Origin of the sequence: Acinetobacter wanghuae, from assembly GCF_009557235.1 — a bacterium.
Lineage (GTDB): Bacteria > Pseudomonadota > Gammaproteobacteria > Pseudomonadales > Moraxellaceae > Acinetobacter > Acinetobacter wanghuae.
On record NZ_CP045650.1, the window covers coordinates 313,530 to 335,592 of the forward strand.

14 protein-coding genes are annotated in these 22,063 nt (G+C 41.5%); 6 read left to right on the forward strand and 8 right to left on the reverse strand.

Features of this window, described 5'->3' with window-relative positions:
* Window positions 1-4: 4 nt before the first annotated feature.
* The 3 genes from GFH30_RS01425 to GFH30_RS01435 form a co-directional block, all read right to left on the reverse strand.
* A complete protein-coding gene (locus GFH30_RS01425) occupies window positions 5-682 on the reverse strand; it encodes a ubiquinone biosynthesis accessory factor UbiJ (protein ID WP_153370460.1) in 678 nt (225 codons plus the stop codon).
* 11 nt (window positions 683-693) lie between these two features.
* A complete protein-coding gene (gene ubiE, locus GFH30_RS01430) occupies window positions 694-1,638 on the reverse strand; it encodes a bifunctional demethylmenaquinone methyltransferase/2-methoxy-6-polyprenyl-1,4-benzoquinol methylase UbiE (protein ID WP_153373325.1) in 945 nt (314 codons plus the stop codon).
* A 199-nt stretch (window positions 1,639-1,837) separates the two neighbouring features.
* Complete coding sequence (locus tag GFH30_RS01435; RefSeq protein WP_153370462.1) at window positions 1,838-2,542, reverse strand: FFLEELY motif protein; 705 nt, start codon at window positions 2,540-2,542, stop codon at window positions 1,838-1,840.
* Window positions 2,543-2,749: 207 nt separating this feature from the next.
* On the opposite strand from GFH30_RS01435, the gene pap reads away from it, so the two are divergent.
* Window positions 2,750-4,165, forward strand: a complete 1,416-nt coding sequence (gene pap / locus GFH30_RS01440; protein ID WP_153370464.1) for a polyphosphate:AMP phosphotransferase — start codon at window positions 2,750-2,752, stop codon at window positions 4,163-4,165.
* A 57-nt stretch (window positions 4,166-4,222) separates the two neighbouring features.
* On the opposite strand, the gene GFH30_RS01445 is transcribed toward pap, so the two are convergent.
* Entirely contained in the window at window positions 4,223-4,726 is a 504-nt protein-coding gene (locus GFH30_RS01445) for a hypothetical protein (RefSeq protein ID WP_153370466.1), read from the reverse strand.
* A 189-nt stretch (window positions 4,727-4,915) separates the two neighbouring features.
* Between GFH30_RS01445 and GFH30_RS01450 the strand changes: the two genes are divergently transcribed.
* The 5 genes from GFH30_RS01450 to pnp all read left to right on the forward strand — a co-directional run bounded on the left by GFH30_RS01450 (window position 4,916) and on the right by pnp (window position 17,972).
* Window positions 4,916-8,620 (forward strand): exodeoxyribonuclease V subunit gamma, encoded by a 3,705-nt coding sequence (locus tag GFH30_RS01450; protein ID WP_153370468.1) that lies wholly within the window; start codon window positions 4,916-4,918, stop codon window positions 8,618-8,620.
* A gap of 4 nt (window positions 8,621-8,624) precedes the next feature.
* Complete coding sequence (locus GFH30_RS01455; protein WP_153370470.1) at window positions 8,625-12,749, forward strand: UvrD-helicase domain-containing protein; 4,125 nt, start codon at window positions 8,625-8,627, stop codon at window positions 12,747-12,749.
* Window positions 12,750-12,820: 71 nt separating this feature from the next.
* Window positions 12,821-14,572, forward strand: a complete 1,752-nt coding sequence (gene recD / locus GFH30_RS01460) for an exodeoxyribonuclease V subunit alpha (protein WP_153370472.1) — start codon at window positions 12,821-12,823, stop codon at window positions 14,570-14,572.
* A gap of 784 nt (window positions 14,573-15,356) precedes the next feature.
* On the forward strand, window positions 15,357-15,626 hold the full coding sequence (gene rpsO / locus GFH30_RS01465; protein WP_153370474.1) for a 30S ribosomal protein S15: 270 nt from the start codon (window positions 15,357-15,359) through the stop codon (window positions 15,624-15,626).
* A gap of 258 nt (window positions 15,627-15,884) precedes the next feature.
* Window positions 15,885-17,972, forward strand: coding sequence for a polyribonucleotide nucleotidyltransferase (gene pnp, locus GFH30_RS01470; protein ID WP_171500986.1), 2,088 nt, complete (start codon window positions 15,885-15,887; stop codon window positions 17,970-17,972).
* A gap of 228 nt (window positions 17,973-18,200) precedes the next feature.
* Here the strand turns inward: pnp and GFH30_RS01475 are convergent, their stop codons facing one another.
* From GFH30_RS01475 to GFH30_RS01490, 4 genes are all read right to left on the reverse strand, one after another.
* Window positions 18,201-18,464 carry a YdcH family protein gene (locus GFH30_RS01475; protein WP_153370478.1) on the reverse strand — a complete coding sequence of 88 codons (264 nt, stop codon included), beginning with the start codon at window positions 18,462-18,464 and terminating at the stop codon, window positions 18,201-18,203.
* Window positions 18,465-18,549: 85 nt separating this feature from the next.
* Window positions 18,550-18,876, reverse strand: a complete 327-nt coding sequence (locus tag GFH30_RS01480; RefSeq protein ID WP_153370480.1) for a chaperone modulator CbpM — start codon at window positions 18,874-18,876, stop codon at window positions 18,550-18,552.
* A gap of 402 nt (window positions 18,877-19,278) precedes the next feature.
* Window positions 19,279-20,154, reverse strand: coding sequence for an Hsp33 family molecular chaperone HslO (gene hslO, locus GFH30_RS01485; protein WP_153370482.1), 876 nt, complete (start codon window positions 20,152-20,154; stop codon window positions 19,279-19,281).
* Between the two features lie 50 nt (window positions 20,155-20,204).
* On the reverse strand, window positions 20,205-22,052 hold the full coding sequence (locus GFH30_RS01490; RefSeq protein ID WP_153370484.1) for a cation:proton antiporter domain-containing protein: 1,848 nt from the start codon (window positions 22,050-22,052) through the stop codon (window positions 20,205-20,207).
* Between the last annotated feature and the right edge of the window lie 11 nt (window positions 22,053-22,063).

The window sequence follows — 22,063 nt, forward strand, 5'->3', positions numbered from 1 at the left end:
TTACCTAGTTTTGAGTTGAGTCGTGAGAAGCATCGATCTGTGTTTGAAGCTGACGAATTTTGGCTTCAACACGATCTAAATTTTGATTGAGAATACGGGTATCTTGATGCAGGTCATCCATTTGCCAACGCGGGGCAAACAAACCACTGTCTTCTTTCAAGGCATCTTCTGCAAAGAATAAATGGCTTTGCAAGTTCTGCTTAACATGTTTGGGTGCAAGTTGAACTTTGGCAATTTCATGCGCTAAGCTAGGACCAATCCACGGGCTTAAATGCGCGGCTAAATCAGGTTCAGCCTGCTGCATAATCCGTTGGATCTCTTGCAATAGTTTATAATCGCCTTGTAAGGGGATATTTCCCACTTCATCAGCAAGCAATAATTTGAACAGCTCAACGACATTTGTGACTTTCAGCGTTGCCGTTGCATCTATCACATCGACGCTTGGTTCATCAAATGGACGCTGCTCAAAGATAGATGCCGACTCGCTATGACCTGTTGCTGTTGGTTCTAAGCGGACTTTACCGTCATCAAAAAACACATCGACTGAAAGCTGAGGTGACGCGATCACCACACGGAGCATTTTACCGCTTAAGGCATTGAGCTGAATGCGGGTAATCGCATCCAAGTCAATCACATGATGAATAACGCGTTCAATTGCACCAAGTGCCAGAATTGACCACATCTGTCAGAACCTTACAATTTGAAACCGCGGTGAACGGCAACGATCCCACCAGTTAAGTTGTGGTAATCACAGTTTTGGAAGCCCGCATTTTCCATCATACCTTTTAAAGTACGTTGGTCTGGGTGCATACGAATCGATTCAGCTAAGTATTTATAGCTTTCAGCATCATTGGCAATGAGTTTACCCATAATTGGCAACGCAGTGAATGAGTACAAATCGTATAGTTTTGAGAACGGCTCAAATACAGGTTTAGAGAACTCGAGTACCAATAAACGACCGCCTGGTTTTAACACGCGATACATAGCAGCAAGTGCTGCATCTTTATCTGTGACGTTACGTAGACCAAATGAAATGGTCAGTAGGTCAAAACTATTGTCTGCAAATGGCTCTAATGTTTCAGCATTGGCTAATACAAAGTCTACATTGGTACAGCCTGCATCGATTAAACGATCACGACCGACATTGAGCATAGATTCGTTAATGTCAGACAACACCACATGACCCGTTGGACCCACTTCACGGCTAAAGACTTTGGCTAAGTCACCTGTACCGCCTGCAATATCAAGCACGTGTTGACCACGACGAACGCCTGACATATTGATCGCAAAACGTTTCCATAAACGGTGAATACCAAATGACATCAAGTCATTCATGATGTCGTATTTTGCCGCAACAGAATGGAAGACTTCTGCCACTTTTTGGGCTTTATCTTCACTGCTAACCGTTTGATAACCGAAATGCGTGGTTGCACCCACGTTGCCTGTATTGGCACCACGTGGCAAGTTGTATTTCGGCACTGTACCTGAAACAGGTGTGTCGGTAATACGTTGTTCAAGCGATTGTTGCTGACCTTGCGGTGCACCCGTTGGCAGAGGGGCTGTTAAGAATGGGCTCACTTTGTCTGTATGTTGTGCCGACTCAGTTGTAGGGGTAGGCGTTTGATTTTCATTCGACATTGGAGTCACTCCTAACATATCAATGGGTTTAATCTGAATTGTCAGCATAATGACAGATTCTTAGATCTTATTCAGCATTCATGATGCAATTGTTATTAATAATATACATAAAATGTAGCAGAGCGGGTGACTAGGCACCTTGTCTGCTATTGCATATCAAACGATACGGTAAAGCAAATTTAACTTCACGCTTATCGATTTATTGAAATGGCTGCGGATCACCTGAATGTACTTTTTCAATAATTTGACGTTCAACCTTGGTGAAATCAAGCACAAATTTTTCCGCAGATTTTAAGGGTTTCATGGCCAAGAAACCATCTTGCATAAAATCATACATCACATTGAAGTTATATTTGTTGGCTGCACCTTTACACATTTTAAAAGCGGCTTGCACCATAAATGAACGCATATATTTATCGAGACTGACACCCAATTGATCGAGCAATGCCAATTGTTTTAGGCGTGCCTCACCTTGATCCAATTTTAAATAGGTATCTCGCATCATGTCATCAGTGAGTGCTTCATAAGGATGAAAATCTTGCAGCAATTGCATGGCAACTTCTTCATCCAGTTGCACCGCTAAAATGGCTAGTTCAACACCTGAAGTACCCGTTTTAATCGCATTGTCCGGAATGAGTTTTTCCGCTTTATGGGCATATTTGGTCAGACGCGCAATTTGATCTGCTAAAGCATCAAAGTCAGGTCCACCATACAAGCGATTTAAAAAATATTCTGACATCAGGATATTTTGTTTTTCAGCAAATTGTTTGGCATGGGTGCGCTGCATACGCGTTTTTTGCCACGCTTGAACATCTTGCAAACGACGTAACAGATCGGGTTGCTGATGATAATGCAGCTGATAATAACGCTCTAACAAATCATCTAAAACTGCAAGTTTGGACATGAGCACTTCAATTCTTATGTGTGGATGACTGAATCTTAATGGCTGTGAAGCGATCTCGCCATGACAAATACACAGGGTGAATAAGATTTGTCGGTCAATTTGTCCGAAAAACGGGCAAAACATTCGTTTAGAATTCGTAGCACAGGCTATGAGTCAGTTCTAGATGTTGTCTATACTGATCATGAAGAATAATCATAAGAGTTGGATATGCAGTCGCAAAACCAAGAATTTAAACTGATGGACGAACAAAAACTTTCAGTTGACCTGATCAGTGCTCAATATGCGCTTAAAGATACGCGTGGGCAAAAGAATGCCAAGAGTTTAGTGATATTGGTCAATGGCATTGAGCTTGCAGGTAAAGGCGAAGCAGTGAAGCAACTGCGTGAATGGGTCGATCCACGTTATTTATTGGTGAAAGCTGATCCTCCGCAAGTCCTCGATGGCAAGCAACCCTTTTGGCAACCTTATGCACGTTTTATTCCAGCTGAGGGTCAAATACAGGTGCTGTTTGGTAGTTGGTATAGCGATTTACTTAGCACTGCTATGCATGCTTCACATCCGATTGATGACAGCCTATTCGATGATTATGTCGCGCGTATGCGGGCTTTTGAACAAGACCTGAAAAATAACCATGTCGATGTGATTAAAATTTGGTTTGACCTGCCATGGAAAGCCTTGCAAAAACGGCTTGATGAGATTGAACCAAGTGAAATCCATTGGCATAAGTTACATGGTTTAAATTGGCGCAGTCAAAAACAATACGACGCAATCCAACGACTCAGGCAGCGCTTCACCGATGATTGGTACATCATTGATGGTGAAGATGAAGCACAGCGTGATCAACAGTTTGCGCAGCATATTTTAAAAGCATTGGCACATTGCCCTGTACATCCTGTTAAAGCCTCGGGCAGATGGAAGCAGGAAAAAGTCCCTTTGGTATTGCAAAAGCCTGCTCAGGAACAGCTTGAAAAAGCAGAGTACAAGCCTGAACTTAAAAAACTCAGTCGTAAAGTCGCAGATGCATTGCGAACTGATCCACGTCGCGTAGTAATTTTATTTGAGGGCATGGATGCGGCAGGCAAGGGTGGAGCAATTAAACGCATTGTCAAAAAACTTGATCCTCGCGAATACGAAATTCATACCATCGCTGCACCAGAAAAATATGAATTACGCCGACCCTATTTATGGCGTTTTTGGAGCAAACTGAATACGGAAGATATCTGTATCTTTGATCGTTCTTGGTATGGTCGAGTTTTGGTTGAGCGAATCGAAGGCTTTGCAACACCAGTTGAATGGCAACGTGCTTATGATGAGATCAATCGTTTTGAACAAGATTTAATCCAAAATGAAACTGTCGTCATTAAGTTTTGGTTGGCGATTTCAAAAGATGAGCAAGCAGCACGTTTTAAAGCCCGTGAAGAAACCGCGCATAAACGCTTTAAGATTACCGATGATGATTGGCGCAATCGTGAACGTTGGAATGATTATTTAAAAGCAGCGGCAGACATGTTTGCACGTACCAACACTGAAAATGCACCATGGCATGTGATTGCAACTGATGATAAATACACTGCACGCATTGAAATTTTACGTACTATTCTTAAACAGCTCAAAGGCGGATAAGCGTTGTTGAGCTGTTTAAGTTAAGTGATGAGTTTAAATGTCGTTTAACAAAGTGGCTTAAATCGTTTGAGCCACTTGTTTTTGTTGAATGCTTTTTGCCGTGCGGTAGCATTCCTCTACATGTGCTTCAGCCACTTTTTTCATTACGAAATAACCCAAGCTTGCCGCAATAAGTTGTCCACCCAGTGGAATAAACTTGGTAATTTGTTTGGTAATGACTTTGGCGGCGACATTGTTAATCGATTTTTTGACGGCAGTGCGCGCCACCACTAAACCTGAAAATTCGACACCGCGTTTACGTAATTCATTCCAATGTACTTGTTTGGTTTTCGGGTCAAAGACACTCATTTGTTCGGGTGCTAGCCCAAAGCGTGCATTGATCTCGGGCATCAGTTGAGACAAAATGCCGACATCAATCACGACATCTAAGAATGGCACTGGAATAACAGCGGCGCCTGCGGAAAAATAGGCACGCTTTTTAATGAGTTCCAGACATTCTTCACGAACGCGTTCAAGGTCTAAACTTGGATCAATTTGATCCGGAATTTTGTCTAATTTCATAAATATTTACCTAAGATGCTTGGCTTTATTTTGTCATTTGGCTGAATCAGTCGAGATTTAAGCTATTTTTTTCAAAGCATATTTTTAGCTTAAGCTGTCTTTTAAAAGTGGCATAGACAGATGCTTAAGTATAGTAAATAATCTTTATTGTTTTGTAGTATCTGTGCTGTTTTATTGATTGGAGAAGCAATGGCAATTCATGTTATTCAAAGTCAACGTATTGATGTGCTTTTGGATAGCATGCTGCGTATTGTCAACCAAAGGGCGACGCATCCTTTGGCAGTGTTACAGACGCGACATTTTATTGTGCCATCTCCAGCAGTCGAAGCATGGCTTACGCAAAAAATTGCTGAGAAAAAAGGCATCAGTGCCAATACCCAATTTCATCATCGGATTCGTGCCTTTCAATGGACCTCTTATCAGTGGGTATTGAATACGCAAAAAGAGCTTGAGCAGGTACGTGAAGCCAATATTCCGCGCATTATTATTAAATGGCGGGCTTTTCAGGCGTTGCGCAAAACCATTCTTCCCGATGAAATTCCGCTGAAATCTGGACATCCGCTGTATTCGATTGTGAAACGCATTTATGACAGTGCTGATCGCTTGGAACATGGTGCAGAAAAACAACTGAAAAAACAAAGCATGTTGTATTGGGTCTGTGAACAAGTATCGCGTCTATTTAGCCATTATATGGATTATCGCGGTTACTGTGCCCGCAATTGCCCACCCAAACAATGTACTTGCGCGACCAATTGGCTCGATGCGTGGGGACAAGATCTGCCGCTCGATGTCGAGCAAATGATTTACACGCCAAAAGATGAAAATGGTCAAGAGATTCAAATTTCTGATTTTATAAAAATTCAAGCACGTGAGCTAGAAGCTTGGCAACGCTGGTTATGGCAACATATTTTCCAAGACGACTACAGCAAAATTTTAGAAATTGAGAAACTGTATTGGGAAAAAATTGAAAGTGTAGAGACTCAAGCCGAGGCGTTAAAACATTTGCCCTCACAAGTGGTGGTCTTTACTTTACTTGAACTTCCTCCCAATCAGCTCGATTTTTTGCGCCGTCTTGGGCAATACATTGATATTTATATTTTCCACTTTAACCCTTCCCAAGAATATTGGGCAGATAGTGTCGACCCGGATTGGAAGGAAAAATTTGATCTTCAGCGTGAAGAACGTTTTATTGAGCGTTTTGAAAAGACCCGTAAACGTCAACCGAATGATGCTGAAATTAATAAATTTCGTGCCAGTCAGCTGAATTTTGATGCTGAAGATCGCGAATCACGCCATCCATTGTTAACTCGTTTTGGCAAACAGGCACGGGATCATTTCTCCTTGTTATCTAAACTGTCCTCGGGTGAAGAAGGCTTATGGGCAGATGCCTTTGTCGACGAATACCAAGCGCATTTACTTGCCAAAATCCAATCGGATATTTTGTATTTGGTTGAGCCTGAACGGCATGCATATCTGCTACAACCCGATGATCATTCGGTACAAATTCATGTTTGTCATTCATCGCTTAGACAGCTTGAAGTCCTGCGTGAGCAAATTACTTTTTGGTTGTCACAAGGTACCGAAGATGCACCACGTGATCCACATGATATTTTGGTCTTAACCCCAAATCTCAAAGATTTAGAACCTGCGATTCGTAGTGTATTTGCCCCGCCACCACGCGAGCGCGAGTTTGGTCAAAATCGTCTCAATAAAAACAATATTTATTTGCCGATTCAAATTTCAGGCGTGTCCCGACTCGATGTCAGCAATGCATGGCGTGCAGTGTTAGGGCGTATTCAATGGGTACGTGGACGCTTTAGCATTGAAGATTTTACTGATTGGCTCAGCTTAAATGCTACGCAACAGCGCTACGCATTGGACTATGTGCAGGTCGAACGCATGTTACAGCTTTTAGCAAATGCAGGGTTTAAACGCGGGCTGGATCAGCAACATTTGCAACAGACACTGACCGATGATGATCAAGATTATCGCTTTAGTTTTAAGTATGCCTTAGACCGTTTGGCCTTGGGAATTGCCATTCCTGAACATCAAATGTTTGGCGAGACTTTAAGCTTTGCCAAAGTACAGCCGAGCGATTTCCCCCTCATTGGAACACTGATTGAAATTTATCGGGATTTAGACAGTCGTCGTACTTGGCTAAGTGCGCATGAACAGGGTGTACGTACACCTGTTAAGGTGTGGCTAGAATATTTAAATCGTGATTTGAATGAATTCCGTGCCGCAGGTGTGGAGTCGCTGAAAACGGTTGCTGAACTACTCGATAAGCAAATGCGTATGCTGACATTGGCAGATTATCACGATCAAGATGACCCGAATGCAACCCAAGAACTGGTTGAACTGAGTTTGCCTTTGCCATATGTGCTTGAAGAACTACAAAACAGCTTAGATGTACAGATTGATCAGGCAGAACCAACCGGACAAATTACCTTTAGTCAAATTGGTCAAATTCGCCCCGTGCCTTATAAATTGGTGGTCATGTTAAATTTGGATACGGGTAAATTTCCCAGTCGGAATCAAAATGTGCCGTTTGACTTGATGAGTATGTTGAAACCTCAGTTAGGTGATCGCTCACGTTTAGACGATGATCAAGGTGCATTTTTAGATGCACTATTACTCGCACAAGAGAATCTTTGGTTGTTCTATAACGGTTTTGATCTCGATGATGGCGAAGCACGTGATCCATCGACATCTTTGCATGAACTTGTCCAACATATTGCACTGATTTGTGCGTCTAAAACGCCAGATTCTGATGTTGATCCTTTGGTAAATCTACAAGGAATTGAGGTCGCTGAGCATATTCAACAGATTTACCACATCCATCCGATGCAGCCTTTTGACCCCATTGGATTTACTGAAATCAAAACACCACGTTTACAAGATCAATGGTTTGCTGTGGCTGAAAATATTCGTTCTGCTCAAGCGCAGCGTCAGAGTTGGATTAATACCGATTATGCTGTTGCTGCAAATGACAGCTTACGTATTTTGAAGGGCGAGGAATGGATTCGTGACATGACATTCCCTGCGCGCTTGTTCCTAAAAAGTGTCGGTATTTCTAGTGTGCGTTATGCAGATTTGCCCGCAGCGCAAGAACCTCTCATTTTAAATAAGTTAGAACAATACCAAGTACGTGATTTCTTGATGCAACAAGACCAAGAAATTGAGCTAAAACTGATGTCGGATTTATTGCCTGTTGGGAAAACCCAAGAGGCGACATGGCTCAGCAGCCAACAAGAGCAAGAACTGCTAAACGAGCGACTGATTCAGCTTGATAAAACGGTGACTGCGATAACGCAGCGTACATGGAATTATCAGTCCGATTTGGTCTTGAATATTAGTGTGCCTGAAGATAACGCGAGTATGTATTGGCTGAGTATGCAATCTGCTTCAGCTTCGGAGCGTCGTCGTGCCCAAGTCTGGCTTGAGTATTTATTGTGGTTGGCATACCTCAATAATGATGAATCAACAGCTGATTTAGAGCGCATTGTGATCTTTAGCAATAAAACCTTGCGTTATACAGGCGTGACTTCCTCTAAAGCACGAGAATATTTACAGCATTGGTTTAATGCATGGGAAGCGGGGCAGAAGCAGCCATTGGTGTTACCGGCCGAACTGATGTTAAAAAAAGACTGGACTTGGGTTGAAGATGAGCAAGGCAATATACATATTGCTGAGATGCCTAAATTGCTAGAAGATTGGAACAACAGCTTTGAAAGTTCACGTCCTTTGACGAGCGATGAGTCTAATCAGCGTCATCAAGATTGGCAGTTTATATTACAAGATCAAGATGCCGATCAAGCTTTAACACAAAGCTGTATTCGCTTTGCATATCGCTTATATGCCCCGATTCAAGATCATTTAGAGTGGGTGAAATAATAGGATGAATATGTCAGCCCATCTTTCTAAAAAAATATCGACCAACCCCATTCAAGACATGCAGTTTAAGGGTCTGCATTGGATTGAGGCATCTGCCGGAACGGGCAAAACCTATACACTTTCCAGCTTAATGGTACGTATATTCTTGGATTGCTATTATCCAAATCAAGTGATTGCGACGACCTTTACCCGTAAAGCAACAGCGGAACTAAAAAGCCGTGTACGGGCACGTGTTCAGGACACATTAGGGTATATTGAAAAGCATCAACAGTTAAATTCTGTTGAGATACAAGCGCAGATTGAACGTGAATCCGATCCTTTATTTAAAAAAGTATTGCTCGATTATGGCTCGCGTATGGATTACGCACGCCGTCGCTTACGTTTGGTGTTAAATCAACTCGATGAACTGTTTGTTGGTACGTTAGACAGCTTTAGTCAAAAGTTGCTGCGTGAATTTGCCTTTGAAAGTGGCAAAATTGAACGTGCTGAACTGACCGAAGATCAGGATTTGTATATTCAGCAGCTGATTCATGATGTACTGCGTGAATGGATTCAACAGCAACCGCAATATGTGATTAATCAGTTGTATCTGCAAAATATGCTGAAATCTTCGGATCACTATATTGGTTTGGTCCGTGATGCTTTAAATTTCAGTGCTGCTCACTTTAAACAAGTCAAACATGTCGATTGGGACTTAGAACCACTGAATCATTGCATCAATGCTTTGGTGAACATTGATGCGCAAGCGTTGCTCGATATTCAACAGTATTGCAGCGAAACCCCGAAATATTTTCATAAAAGCTTTTTGACCAAATTGGTGGATATTTCTGAGCAATATCCACATTGGTCTGCGCAGCTTAAAGTACAAGCGGGGATGAGTTTCTTTGATGCAGCATGTAGTAAAACCTTGCTGCAACTGTGCTATTTACGTCGTAAGAAAACAGACTTTGAACCGACGACACAGGTCTTTAATAAGAGTTGTCCTGAAGATGAACAACAGCGCTTTTTAAACAATGGATTGATTCGTGCCATTGATGCGTTATGCGAAATGAAAGTGGCATTAAATGCGAAGTTTGAGCAACTAAAAAAGCATTTGGATTATCACTTGATTCGGAGTGTCCAAAACCGTTTGCCACAAACATTACAAAAACAAGGTGAAACAACGTTTTCTCAGCAAATTCGAACCTTGGCAGAAGCTTTACAAGGTGAGCAAGGGCGTCGTTTTGCCCAGTTTGTACAGTCGCGCTATCCTTTAATTTTGGTCGATGAATTCCAAGATACAAACCAAGATCAAGATGATTTGCTGGCTAAAATTTGGCGTGATGCTGCGCGAGTCAATTTGGGTTGTATGATCATGGTCGGAGACCCGAAACAAGCGATTTATGGTTTCCGTGGTGGCGATATGCTGACCTATAACAAAGCACATGCAGATGTTTTGTTAAAACAAGGTACACAATATACGCTGACTCAGAACCATCGTTCGGTGAAACCTTTGGTTGAGGTGGTGGATGCACTGTTTCAGCGCCAAATGGACTTTGGGGAAAACGTGCGTTATAGCTTGATTGAAGCAGGCAGTCGTCCACATCCTAATTTGATGGATGGCTCTGAGTCAAATCCTTATCCATTGCGCTGGATGCAATTAACTGAAGACGCCAGTGAAGTGGATCAAGTGGTATGGAAAATTCGTGATTTACTGAATCAAGCACAACAAAATCAACTATTTTTTCAAGATCAACAGGGTGTGACTCGCGCATTTTGCGAAGATGATATTGCAGTGCTTGGCTTTGGACATTATGCGCTCGAGCAGGTCAAACAACGTTTACAACGGATGCAGATTCCCTGCTTTAAAGAGTCTAAGCAAAGCGTGTTTGCAAGTCACGTTGCTCAAGATGTTGCCGCAGTCTTGACTGCCATTATGGATCCCTTTAATGAAGCGAAAATTAAACGTGCTTTAATTACGCGATTACTTGGATTTGATCTTCAAACCTTACTTGAGTTGCAAAATCATACGGAAGGCTTAAGCCGATTCATCCGTGATTTCGATGCTATTCGTGAAATGTGGTTCGATAAAGGCTTTTTAACGGCATGGAACTATGCGCTTAATTTATTTAGCGTTTGGACCAATATCGTCGCCAATCAAAGTATTGATAACGAACGGGTGGTGGTAAATTTACGGCACTTAACGGAAATTTTGAGCCATCAAAGTGAATATTATCAGGGTGCGCAGAAGCTATATCACTGGTATTTACGTCAGTTGCAAGCACCTTCTGGAAAAGACAGCGAAAAAGAACGCAAGCTCTCAGGTGATCGTGGGGTGCAGCTCCTTACGATTCATGCTTCAAAAGGGCTTGAGTTTAAAGTGGTGTTTTTGTTGGGTGCGGACGCTGCATTTGATGTGAATAAAGGCAACTTAAACTTTTCATTAAGTGACACACTCTCTGAAAGTGTTTTAGAGCAATCGCGTGTGATTGCGGTCAATCATAAAGACTTACATGAGCAAGCCATTTTACAAAATGCTGAACGTAATGCCGCGGAAAACCATCGCTTATGGTATGTGGCACTGACCCGAGCAAGCCACCGTGTATATGCCATGCTCAGTCAGAAAAATGCCGAATCAAGCTCTGGTTTAGCATTTTGGCGTGGGCAAGGCAGCGATGTTTTTGAACATCCTTTAAGTTGTTTAGAGGATGAATTGGCGCGTGAGCCTATTGCGATCATCGCGCAAGAACAAATCGTACCGAATGCAATCTCAGCACAGCCATTGCCCAATCAGCAATTTTATCCGCGTACTAAAACCAGTTTTACCGCGCTGTCGAACCATCAGGCGTATACCACGCCCTTAAAAGATGATTTAGTGACGCTTGCAGAACATCATGACAGTGCAGCCGATGAGACTCATCTTACGCTATTAGAAAATGACATCACCGTGGAGCCACTGGATTGGATTAAAGTCAATTTCCCGAAAGGCACAGTGGCAGGAACGTTCTTACATAGTATTTTTGAACATATTGATTTTCAAGACCGCGCGTATTGGAACTTAGAAATTCGTCGCCGTTTTAAAAATACCGCGCCACAAATTTGGACAGAGCTCAAAGATAAGTTCCAAAAAGCCTTTCAAGTAGAATCTTTATTACAGCGTGCGTTTAAAGGCGTGTATGCCGATGCGACAGTGAATTTACAAACCCTGTTTAAACGCATTGCCAACACCATGCATCTCAACAGTGAATCGCTTATTTTAGCCATTCAAAAAGTATTGTTGAGTCTAAACTATAAGTTGCTGACAGGTATTCGTCAGCATAAACATGATGCCGCTTACCGACAGCAATGGCAGTCTTTCTTTAAAGATCCTGATGATTTTTCTGAAGCAGAGTTCATCGCATTTTTAACCCAATTTAATCGTTACTTTGAAGAATTAGATGACGATGTCTTTATTCAGCTATTCGAAAAAGAGATTGCCAATATTGCACATGCTGAACCAAAAGCAATCTCTGTAGAAGCATTGCTACAACAGGCGATGATGGTTTTTATTGAAGAAATGCATGAAGATATCTTGCTTAACTTAATGCAAGATTGGTTAGGTGAAATCGTATCTACACCTATTCAAGCTGATTTTAGTCTGCAACAACTGAGTAAAGGCAGTTATTTGTCAGAGTTTCCTTTCTTCTTATCCATGCAAGATGCTGCTATTCAAATTAAACAAATTCACGCACTTTTTGTTGAATATGGCATTGTGATGGGCGATTTTAATGAAGCAAAATCCGCGCGATACTTAACGGGTTCAATTGACTTGGTTTATTTTGATGGTCAGCAATATCATATTGCCGATTATAAAAGTAACTTCCTTGGTCAAGACCAACAAGACTATGCTAGCCATGCCATTCAAGACAATATGAGTCATTCTAGTTATTGGTTACAGGCGGCTCTGTATTTGGTGGCAATGCATCGTTATTTAACAGCCAATATGCAAGATTATGATATTCATCAGCATTTGGGCGGTGCAAGTTATCTGTATTTGCGTGGTATGAATGGATGCGCTGGACAGGGCAATCATCATTGGCAACCGAGTGTTGAGTTCATTGAAAAACTTGATGCTATTTTGGGCTATTTTTCGCCTATTAAACCAGCTTAATTTTGCTAAGTTGAATATTTTATATAAACGAAACAAAAAATTATCCTGTGGATAACTTTGAGGATAACTGTGTGGAAAATGATCAATTTCAAGCAATGTCTCACTTAGCGTCGTGGATTGATTATCTATGTCAGCCACCTTTTAGTAGCGCAACATTCGATGATGCTGCAAAGGCATTGATGCAAAACGTGCTAGATGCCATGCAACAAGGAGACAGTTGCATTGTTGCAAAATCGAGTCAGATTGCAGGCTTACATCATTTGGTTACCGATACAAAGCAAGACAGCACGATTGCGCCCTTTATCTTTGATGGTCATCTACTGTATCTATATCGTTATTGGGCACTAGAAAAATCAGTTGCCACACATATTATTAGAATTCGTGCCAATCAGATTGCAACGATTGAATTAACCGAAGCGCATCAACAGCTCTTATCTGATCCACAGCAAAAACAAGCCTTAGATATGGTCACGAGTCAAGGTTTGAGCATGATTACAGGTGGACCGGGGACGGGCAAGACCTATACATTGGCGCATATTATTGCTGTTTTGAATCAAGCCTTACCCAATATTCGGATTGCCATGGCAGCGCCCACTGGCAAAGCTGCACAACGTATGAAAGAAGCCTTACAAAACGCGCTGCATAGTGAGGCATTGCAACAATTTAATTTAGATACATTAAAACAATTACAGCCGGTGACTTTGCATCGTTTACTTGGGCTTGGTACTACAGCGCAGCCACGTTTTCATGTGAAACAACCCTTACCTTATGATGTGATTGTGGTTGATGAAGCTTCAATGTTAGATTTGAATCTATCCCAAATGCTTTTGGCTGCTGTACCCAAACATGCTCGTTTAATTTTATTGGGCGATGCCGATCAGTTGGCATCCGTTGATGTTGGAACAGTGTTAGCAGATTTACAGCAAGTACCACAGCTTAAAAGTAATCATGTCAATTTGCTCAAAACACGTCGCTTTGCCGAAGGTGCAAAGATTGGCGCAATGGCGCGGTTTATTCAGCGTTCGAATACTCCTGCAAGCGTTTTGGTTGAATTTGAAGATCAAGTGGTTTCTGCGACGCAACTCCAACCCATTCATCTCGCAGAGGTTAAAGTCGACCAATTACAACTTGAATATCTTGGCGAAGAAAAACCGAGTGCGGAACAACTTGATGATTATTATGCAAAGCTCATGTATGGCTATCAAGATTATGCGCATTTGCTCAAGCAGGGACGAGCACAATATAATTTTGATGACTATGTTCAAGCCATTACACAATGCTTTGACCAATATCGTATTTTGACTGCCATTCGCTATGGCGCATTGGGTCTAACTCAACTCAATATGCACATGGAACAGCGCTTATTGAACCTTTTAGGTCAGCTCAAGCAAGGCGATTGGTATGAAGGTCGCCCTGTGATGATGACCTATAACGATTACCAACTGGGGTTGTCGAATGGGGATATTGGTATTTGCTTCTTGCGCGAAATCGGAGATGTACGTCAATTTGAAGTATATTTCCCAAGCTTAGAGAAATGGGTACTTGCAACACGCTTGCCTAAAAATATAGAAACAGCATTTGCACTTACTATTCATAAATCGCAAGGTTCTGAGTTTGTCCACACTGCTGTGGTTTTAGATCAGGCTGCCAAAACCTTACTGAGCAAAGAGCTCATCTATACCGCTATTACACGTGCAAAAAAGGTAGTGAGTTTGTTAGTCAATCGTGATGCATTTACACAGTCACTTTGTGTAAAAACTGCCAGACAAAGCGGCTTAACCCAAAAAATTATTGAACAGTGTCACAATTTTGAATGTATTTAATGCCAATTCTTTGTAGGCAAATGCTTACACTGATTCAGGAAATTTGCCGATAGAGCTTTAGTGTCGTTTCTGAGAAGATGACTGCCATAAACAACTCAACACGGAATGTTGAGCATAATCGCATAATTATTCTAATAACGTCGAAAGGCAGCGAACTTACAGTGACGTAAGTGAAAGAGGAAATTTACAGCCGCTAAGCCTTGTAGTTTTGGGAGAGACTACAGGGCTTTTTATTTGGTGATGTGATTAATCCAGTATTTTCTAATTAACAGTTATGTAAACGTGCTCACTTGATAAGACTGTTGCAACGTAAATAAAAAATGATAAGTGTAATGTTATGCAATTTTTGCGTGAGTTTATGTACGAAACGGCTTACGCGGAAAGAGGGGATTAACCTCTATTCGTACTGATCGAATCTGTCAAACTGTTGCATATAGGGAAGTAGACGTTCAATCACAAGGATGATGTGATCATAACAAAGCGCCTAAAGGCGTAATAAACCATAATAATAAATAAAAAAATATAACCATAAGAGAAGAAACTACAGCGCCTAAAAATCCCGAGTTTGACTCGGGATTTTTTTATCTATTCTTTGTGCTTATGAGGTTTTATTTCCAAGCTGAAATCTGATGGGTGAACATCAAAATAGATGATCTGTTTTTGCAATTTGAGCGAGATTCACGTAAAATATTCGACTTGCTGTAGTGATGCACGGCAGTCAAGGTTTTGAATTCTCATTACTTTGATTTTTATCAAGATATATTAAGCATCTCGGAGAAATCGAATGGCTTTAACAAACGCAGATCGCGCAGAGATCATTGCTAAATTCGCACGCGCTGAAAACGACACTGGTTCACCAGAAGTTCAAGTAGCGCTTTTGACTGCTCAAATCAATGATTTGCAAGCTCACTTTAAAGAGCACAAACACGACCATCATAGCCGTCGCGGTCTAATCCGTATGGTTAACCAACGTCGTAAGTTACTTGACTACCTAAATGGTAAAGACCACGGTCGTTATGTAGCATTGATCGGTGCTTTAGGTTTACGTCGTTAATTCGATTAAACTTTATTTTCGGACTATTGCATTTTGAATGCTGTATTACTGAAAACTAAAGTCGGTTTAGTTGTCGACTAGACCAGTGGAAGGGGCGAACGTTTCGCTCCTTCTTTGTGTTTAAAATTAGTATGTTATTTCTGGTGAGGTCGGCTTCTAAGCTTTGTCATTTATAATCAAACTCAGTGTACTGGGTGATGAATGCCAAACCTTAGGGGTCTCCACTAGAATAAAATCGGGAAACAAAAATACATGTCTATGTTTAATATTATTCGTAAAGAATTCCAATTTGGTCAACACCAAGTTGTATTAGAAACAGGTCGCGTTGCACGTCAAGCGAACACTGTTGTGATTACAATGGGTGGCGTACAAGTTCTTGTTGCTGTTGTTGCTCAACCAAAAGCAAAAGCAGGTCAAGACTTCTTCCCATTGACTGTTAACTACCAAGAAAAACAATATGCTGCGGGTCGTATCCCGGGTGGTTATGGTAAACGTGAAGGTCGTCAGTCTGAAGCTGAAACTTTAATTTCACGTCTGATTGACCGTCCAATCCGTCCGTTGTTCCCAGAAGGTTACTACAACGAAATCCAAGTGACTGCGACTGTCATCTCATCTGACAAAACAATGGATGCTGATATTGCTGCAATGCTGGGTACTTCTGCTGCATTGTCTATCGCTGGTACACCTTTCCGTGGTCCAATCGGTGGCGCACGTGTTGGTTTAATCAACGGTGAATACATCCTGAACCCGAACCACGAACAATTGAAAGAGTCAGATCTTGATCTTGTTGTGGCAGGTACAGAGTCTGCAGTATTGATGGTTGAATCTGAAGCGAAAGAACTTTCAGAAGATCAAATGCTTGGCGCTGTATTGTTCGGCCATGACGAAATGCAAATCGCGATCCAAGCGATCAAAGAATTTGCTGCAGCTGCTGGTGCAGTTGAGTCAACTTGGGTTGCTCCAGTTAAAAATGAAGAACTTCTTGGTAAATTGAAAGAAGCATTCGAAGCGAAAATCTCTGAAGCATATACTATTGCTATTAAGCATGAACGTTATGCAGCACTTGATGCGCTCCAAGAAGAAGCATTGGCTCAATTCGTTCCTGAAAATGACGAAACTGGCATTTCTGACGAAGTTAACGAATTATTCGAAGACTTAAAATACCGTACCGTACGTGACAATATCTTGTCTGGTAAACCACGTATTGATGGTCGTGACACAAAAACTGTACGTGCAATTGACGTACAAGTGGGCGTTCTAGATCGTGCTCACGGTTCTGCATTGTTCACACGTGGTGAAACTCAAGCGTTGGTAACAACAACTTTGGGTAATACACGTGATGCGTTGATGGTTGATACCCTTGCAGGTACTAAAACTGATAACTTCATGCTTCACTACAACTTCCCTGCATACTCTGTAGGTGAAACAGGTCGTGAATCTGGTCCTAAACGTCGTGAAATTGGTCACGGTCGTTTGGCGCGTCGTGGTGTTCAAGCGGTGCTTCCACCAGCAGATCGCTTCCCGTACGTAATTCGTATCGTATCTGATATTACTGAATCAAACGGTTCATCTTCAATGGCTTCTGTATGTGGTGCTTCACTATCACTTATGGATGCAGGTGTTCCACTTAAAGCGCCAGTTGCGGGTATTGCGATGGGTCTTGTGAAAGAAGGCGAGCGTTTCGCAGTTCTTTCTGACATCTTAGGTGATGAAGATCACTTGGGCGATATGGACTTTAAAGTAGCAGGTTCTGCAACCGGTATTACTGCGCTTCAAATGGACATCAAGATCGAAGGTATTACCGAAGAGATCATGGAGTCTGCATTGAACCAAGCTTATGCTGGTCGTATGCACATTCTTAATGAGATGAACCAAGTCATTTCACGCGCTCGTCCTGAAATTTCAATGCACGCACCGACATTCCAAGTGATTAACATCAATCCGGACAAAATCCGTGATGTGATCGGTAAAGGCGGCGCGACTATTCGTGCAATCACTGAAGAAACCAAAGCTGCAATCGATATCGAAGATAACGGTACAGTTCGCGTATTCGGTGAAACTAAAGCTGCTGCGGCTGCTGCGGTTGCGAAAATCCAAGCACTTACTGCTGAAATCGAACCAGGCACAATCTATATGGGTAAAGTTATCCGTATTGTTGAGTTTGGTGCGTTCGTGAACATCTTGCCAGGTACTGATGGTTTACTTCACATCTCTCAAATCTCAAACGAACGCATTGCGAACGTTGCAGATGTATTGAAAGAAGGCCAAGAAATTAAAGTTCAAGTGGCTGACGTTGACAACCGTGGTCGTATCAAGTTGTCTATGAAAGACATCGAACAAGCATAATATTGGCTTGAAGATTCATATGGCACTCTCCATATGAATCGTGGTCTAAAAGAAAAGCCCTGTACTTTGCTAATGTTTAGATTTTAGCGGGTACGGGGCTTTTTTATGCATCATGGTATAACAAGAAAATACACTATGATTTTAAATTACAAAGGTCTGTAAGCTGTTTCGCTTTGAACAGTCCTGTCGATCTATGTCGTTTTTGATGAATCAGATACTGGTTGCAATTTAACTCAGCGGATCTGCTTCTGAACTCTTTAACAGTCGATAAATTTCATCTTTAAGCTTCAGTTTTTTGCGCTTAATCCCTTCTATATCATCATTAACATGATTAATCGGATCAAGTTCTAACTGTGCAATTTGCTTATCTAATACGGCATGTTCCTCAAACAAGTTCGCAAAATATGGATTTTCTTGGCGAAGTTGGACAATTAAATCCCGATATTCAGGGAACATGTGTTTTATTTTTTTATTACAATCTTTGGTCTTCATGAGTGCCGTTTTTCTCGCTATAAAAATGAAAAAATAGAAAAACCTAAGTGATATCTCGCTATGAGGTCACTTAGGAGGTTTATATTTATTTGAAATGCGATTGTTTCACTTGATGACGGAGTTGTTGTACTTCATCAATGAGATCAATCATCATCGCGACAGCGCTAAAAGAAGCATCAAAATCGCGTTGTAAACGATAAGCCCGCTGAGCTCGCGAGATATCTTCATCCATAAACATAGACACCTGAGGTTCAGAGCGCTCGGGTAAAATGCCGTGCTCAATCAATTGCAAGACCCACTCAGGGCTTTGTCCGCAAACTTCAGCAAAATGGCTTAAATCTAAATATTGCTGATCCATCACATCGGATGCGGTGAAACTGGATGCATTTTCTCTAATTTGGATGGTTGTCATGGCTTACTCCTTAAACATACAGGTTTAAGTAATCAATCATTCTTCGCAAATATGGGATGCAATTTCGATATGTGCATCCTGCCTATTTAAAATATAAAATTCCTAGTTTGATTCTGATCACAGGGAGTTGTTTAAGAATCATGTTGTTTGATTTTATTATTCAGGCTTTCATCAGACTGAAACAGTAATGTTTTGTACCTTATTGTTTCAAAAAATGACAGATTCAAACACAAGATAAGATGCCTTTAAAAAAGTGAATAAAATTATGCTTTTATTTTTTAGCATTCTGCGAATTAGAAAATAACGTATGACTTGAATGTGTATTTAGATGCCTGATATTCGGTTTTGCTAACAAAAAAAGCACCCCCAATGGCGTGCTTTTTATGACAGATAAACCTTATTTTAGCTTAAGTGTTTGCCAAATAAACTTAAGGCTTCTTCCGCAGTAAATGTGTATTTACTGTTGCAGAATTGGCAATCCATTTCGATTGGATTTTGAAATTCGAGTGTTTCACGAACCGATTCGATCCCGACTTGCTCTAATGCAACGGCACAACGTTCTTTTGAACACGTGCAACCAAATTTCAGTACTTCCGCTTCAGGCAAACGTACTTCTTCTTCATTGTACAAGCGATACAAAATTTCGTTGGCATCTAAAGTGGTTAACTCATCAATTTTTAACGTTTCAGTTAACACAGTTAGACGTGGCCAGAGATCTTCATCGACACGGCGTTGTTCTTCTTCATTGTTACGAGGTAACAATTGAATCAGTAAACCACCTGCACGTTGCTCATCACTTGCAAGAACAATGCGGGTTGGAATTTGCGCAGATAAGTCATAGTACTGCATTAAACAGCTGGCAAGGTTATCTTTATCTAAAGGCACAATCCCTTGATAACGTTCACCAAACTCAGGTTCAATGTTAATAAACAAGACAGGATTAGCGAGTGCTTTAAATACTGTGCTGCTATCAACTGCTTCATCAAAACGTGGATCAGTTTCATAGTCCGCTAAGGCACGCACTTCGCCCAAGTGGTTACATTCAGCCATTGCCCATTTAAAGCTGCCTGATGCCTGAATTTGCAGGCTAATACGCCCTTTAATTTTAAGCGTACTTGCTAAGAGTGCTGTTGCACATAACATTTCACCAAGCAGTACTTTAACTGCAGGCGCGTAGTCACGTTGCGTGATAATGGTTTGTAACGCTTCTTCGAGATGTACCACTTCACCACGGACAGGGCTATCTTCAATAAAAAAACGTTGGCGTAAATCAGACATAAAATTCTCCATAACCCTGCTTTAATGGTGACACTATTGTAAAACACAAGTTATGACAGATCATCTCTTATCACATCAATAGGATTGTGGTCACGATCTGTTAAAGCGCGAGTATCTGACTTGATTGGATGTAACACTTGGTCTTGCTCAAATAAATGCGCAAGTTCAGCCAAAACACTGTGATCGGATCTCGCCTGATCTATAGATGAAGAAGACTGCTGTACTTTTAATAAGTCATTATCATGCGCTTGGAAGCGTTGAATAGCGGTTTTGGCTTGTTCGGTTTCAAGACCTAAATGAGACAGCACATGTTCAGTGAGATTCAAAGCAGAATGATACGTTTCTCGCCAAATATGCTGAATACCTAAATCTTGTAACAGCTCTGCATGATGACGGTCACGAGCGCGTACCCAAATGTTTATATCGGGATAATTCCACGTTAAATGTCGCACAATCAGCATGGAATCTTCAATATCATCAATCGCAACAATGACCGTATCGGTTGAACGAATGCCTGCTTGTACGAGTGTATCTGGCTCGGTGGCATCTGCTTGATAAAATGGAATATCGTACTGAGCAAGTAAATGTGTTGCTTCAATCGTACTGTCCATGACGCTAAAGCTTTGTTGCTGCTGACGTAAGATTCGCGCAATCATTTGCCCAAATCGACCGAAACCAATCAATAAAATAGGGGTGCTGATATGCGCAGAACTGTCCGTATCAAAGGTGGCAAGTAAATGATTATGGCGATCCAATCGTGGCAAAATCTGTCGATCTAACAGCCAGTAAATGATTGGCGTAAGTAACATGGAAATAACCACAATGAGCAGTAAAGGCGAAAGCAATGCACGGTCAATCACGCCTTCAAATGTCGCAATCATGAGCAAGACAAAACTTAATTCACCTGCTTGTGCAAGGCTCGCTGCCAATAAGCTGCTATTTCGCCATGTTTGCTGATAAAAACGTGATAGCGCCAGACTGATTGCAAACTTCACACTAAACAGTGCCAAAACGCCAAGCGTAATGAACAGTGAGTTTTGCAGCACATCTTTTAGATCGATATACAGTCCAAGACTAATAAAACATAAACCAATGAATAGCCCTAAAAAGGGTTTGATGCTCGACTCAATTGCAGGTCTAAAATCAGAATCTGCCAACAGTACGCCAGCAAATAATGCAGCAAGATAGACATGCACACCAATCACACTCATTAAAAGCAATAAGCCTAAAGTGACAAACAATGCCACGATAATATGCAGTTCATGGCTGCCACTTTTTGCAATCCATTGATACAAGGGCTGAAACACATAGCGATTTGATAAAAACAATCCGGTAAATGTTGCCAATATGACTGCAAAATAAGCCACCCCATGTTCAGTCGATGGAATACCCGACAACAGCGGAATCAGCGCAATAAATGGAATACTCAGCAACGCTTGAATCATCAGTATGGAATAGCTATTTTGTCCATGTGTGGTCGCAAGTTGATCTTGTTTATTTAAATGTTGAATGACTAAGGTCGTGGCTGAAAAGCTCGCTGCTAAACCAATCGCAAAACTGGCGCGAAAACTTTGCCCCAAAATAAAATGAATCATGCCTGCAAAAATAAGGGTAGAGACACTGCTTAAAATCGCTGTCATGATCCAGATGGTTGGGCTCATGCGAGTAAGACGTTCAGGACGTAACTGTAGCCCCAGCCAAAACAGCAAGAGAAAAATACTGATTTGGGTAAACTGCAGTTGTAGCTCAGGCATATTCGTTATTTGAAAATAACCCGAACCCGCAATGATGCCCGTTAAAATATAGCCCAAGGTGCTCGGGATATTCAGCCTTTTACATAGCGGCACCAATAACAGTGCAATTGCTAAAACTAAAGTTATTTGTAGCAAAATCGGCATTGTTCTACCTT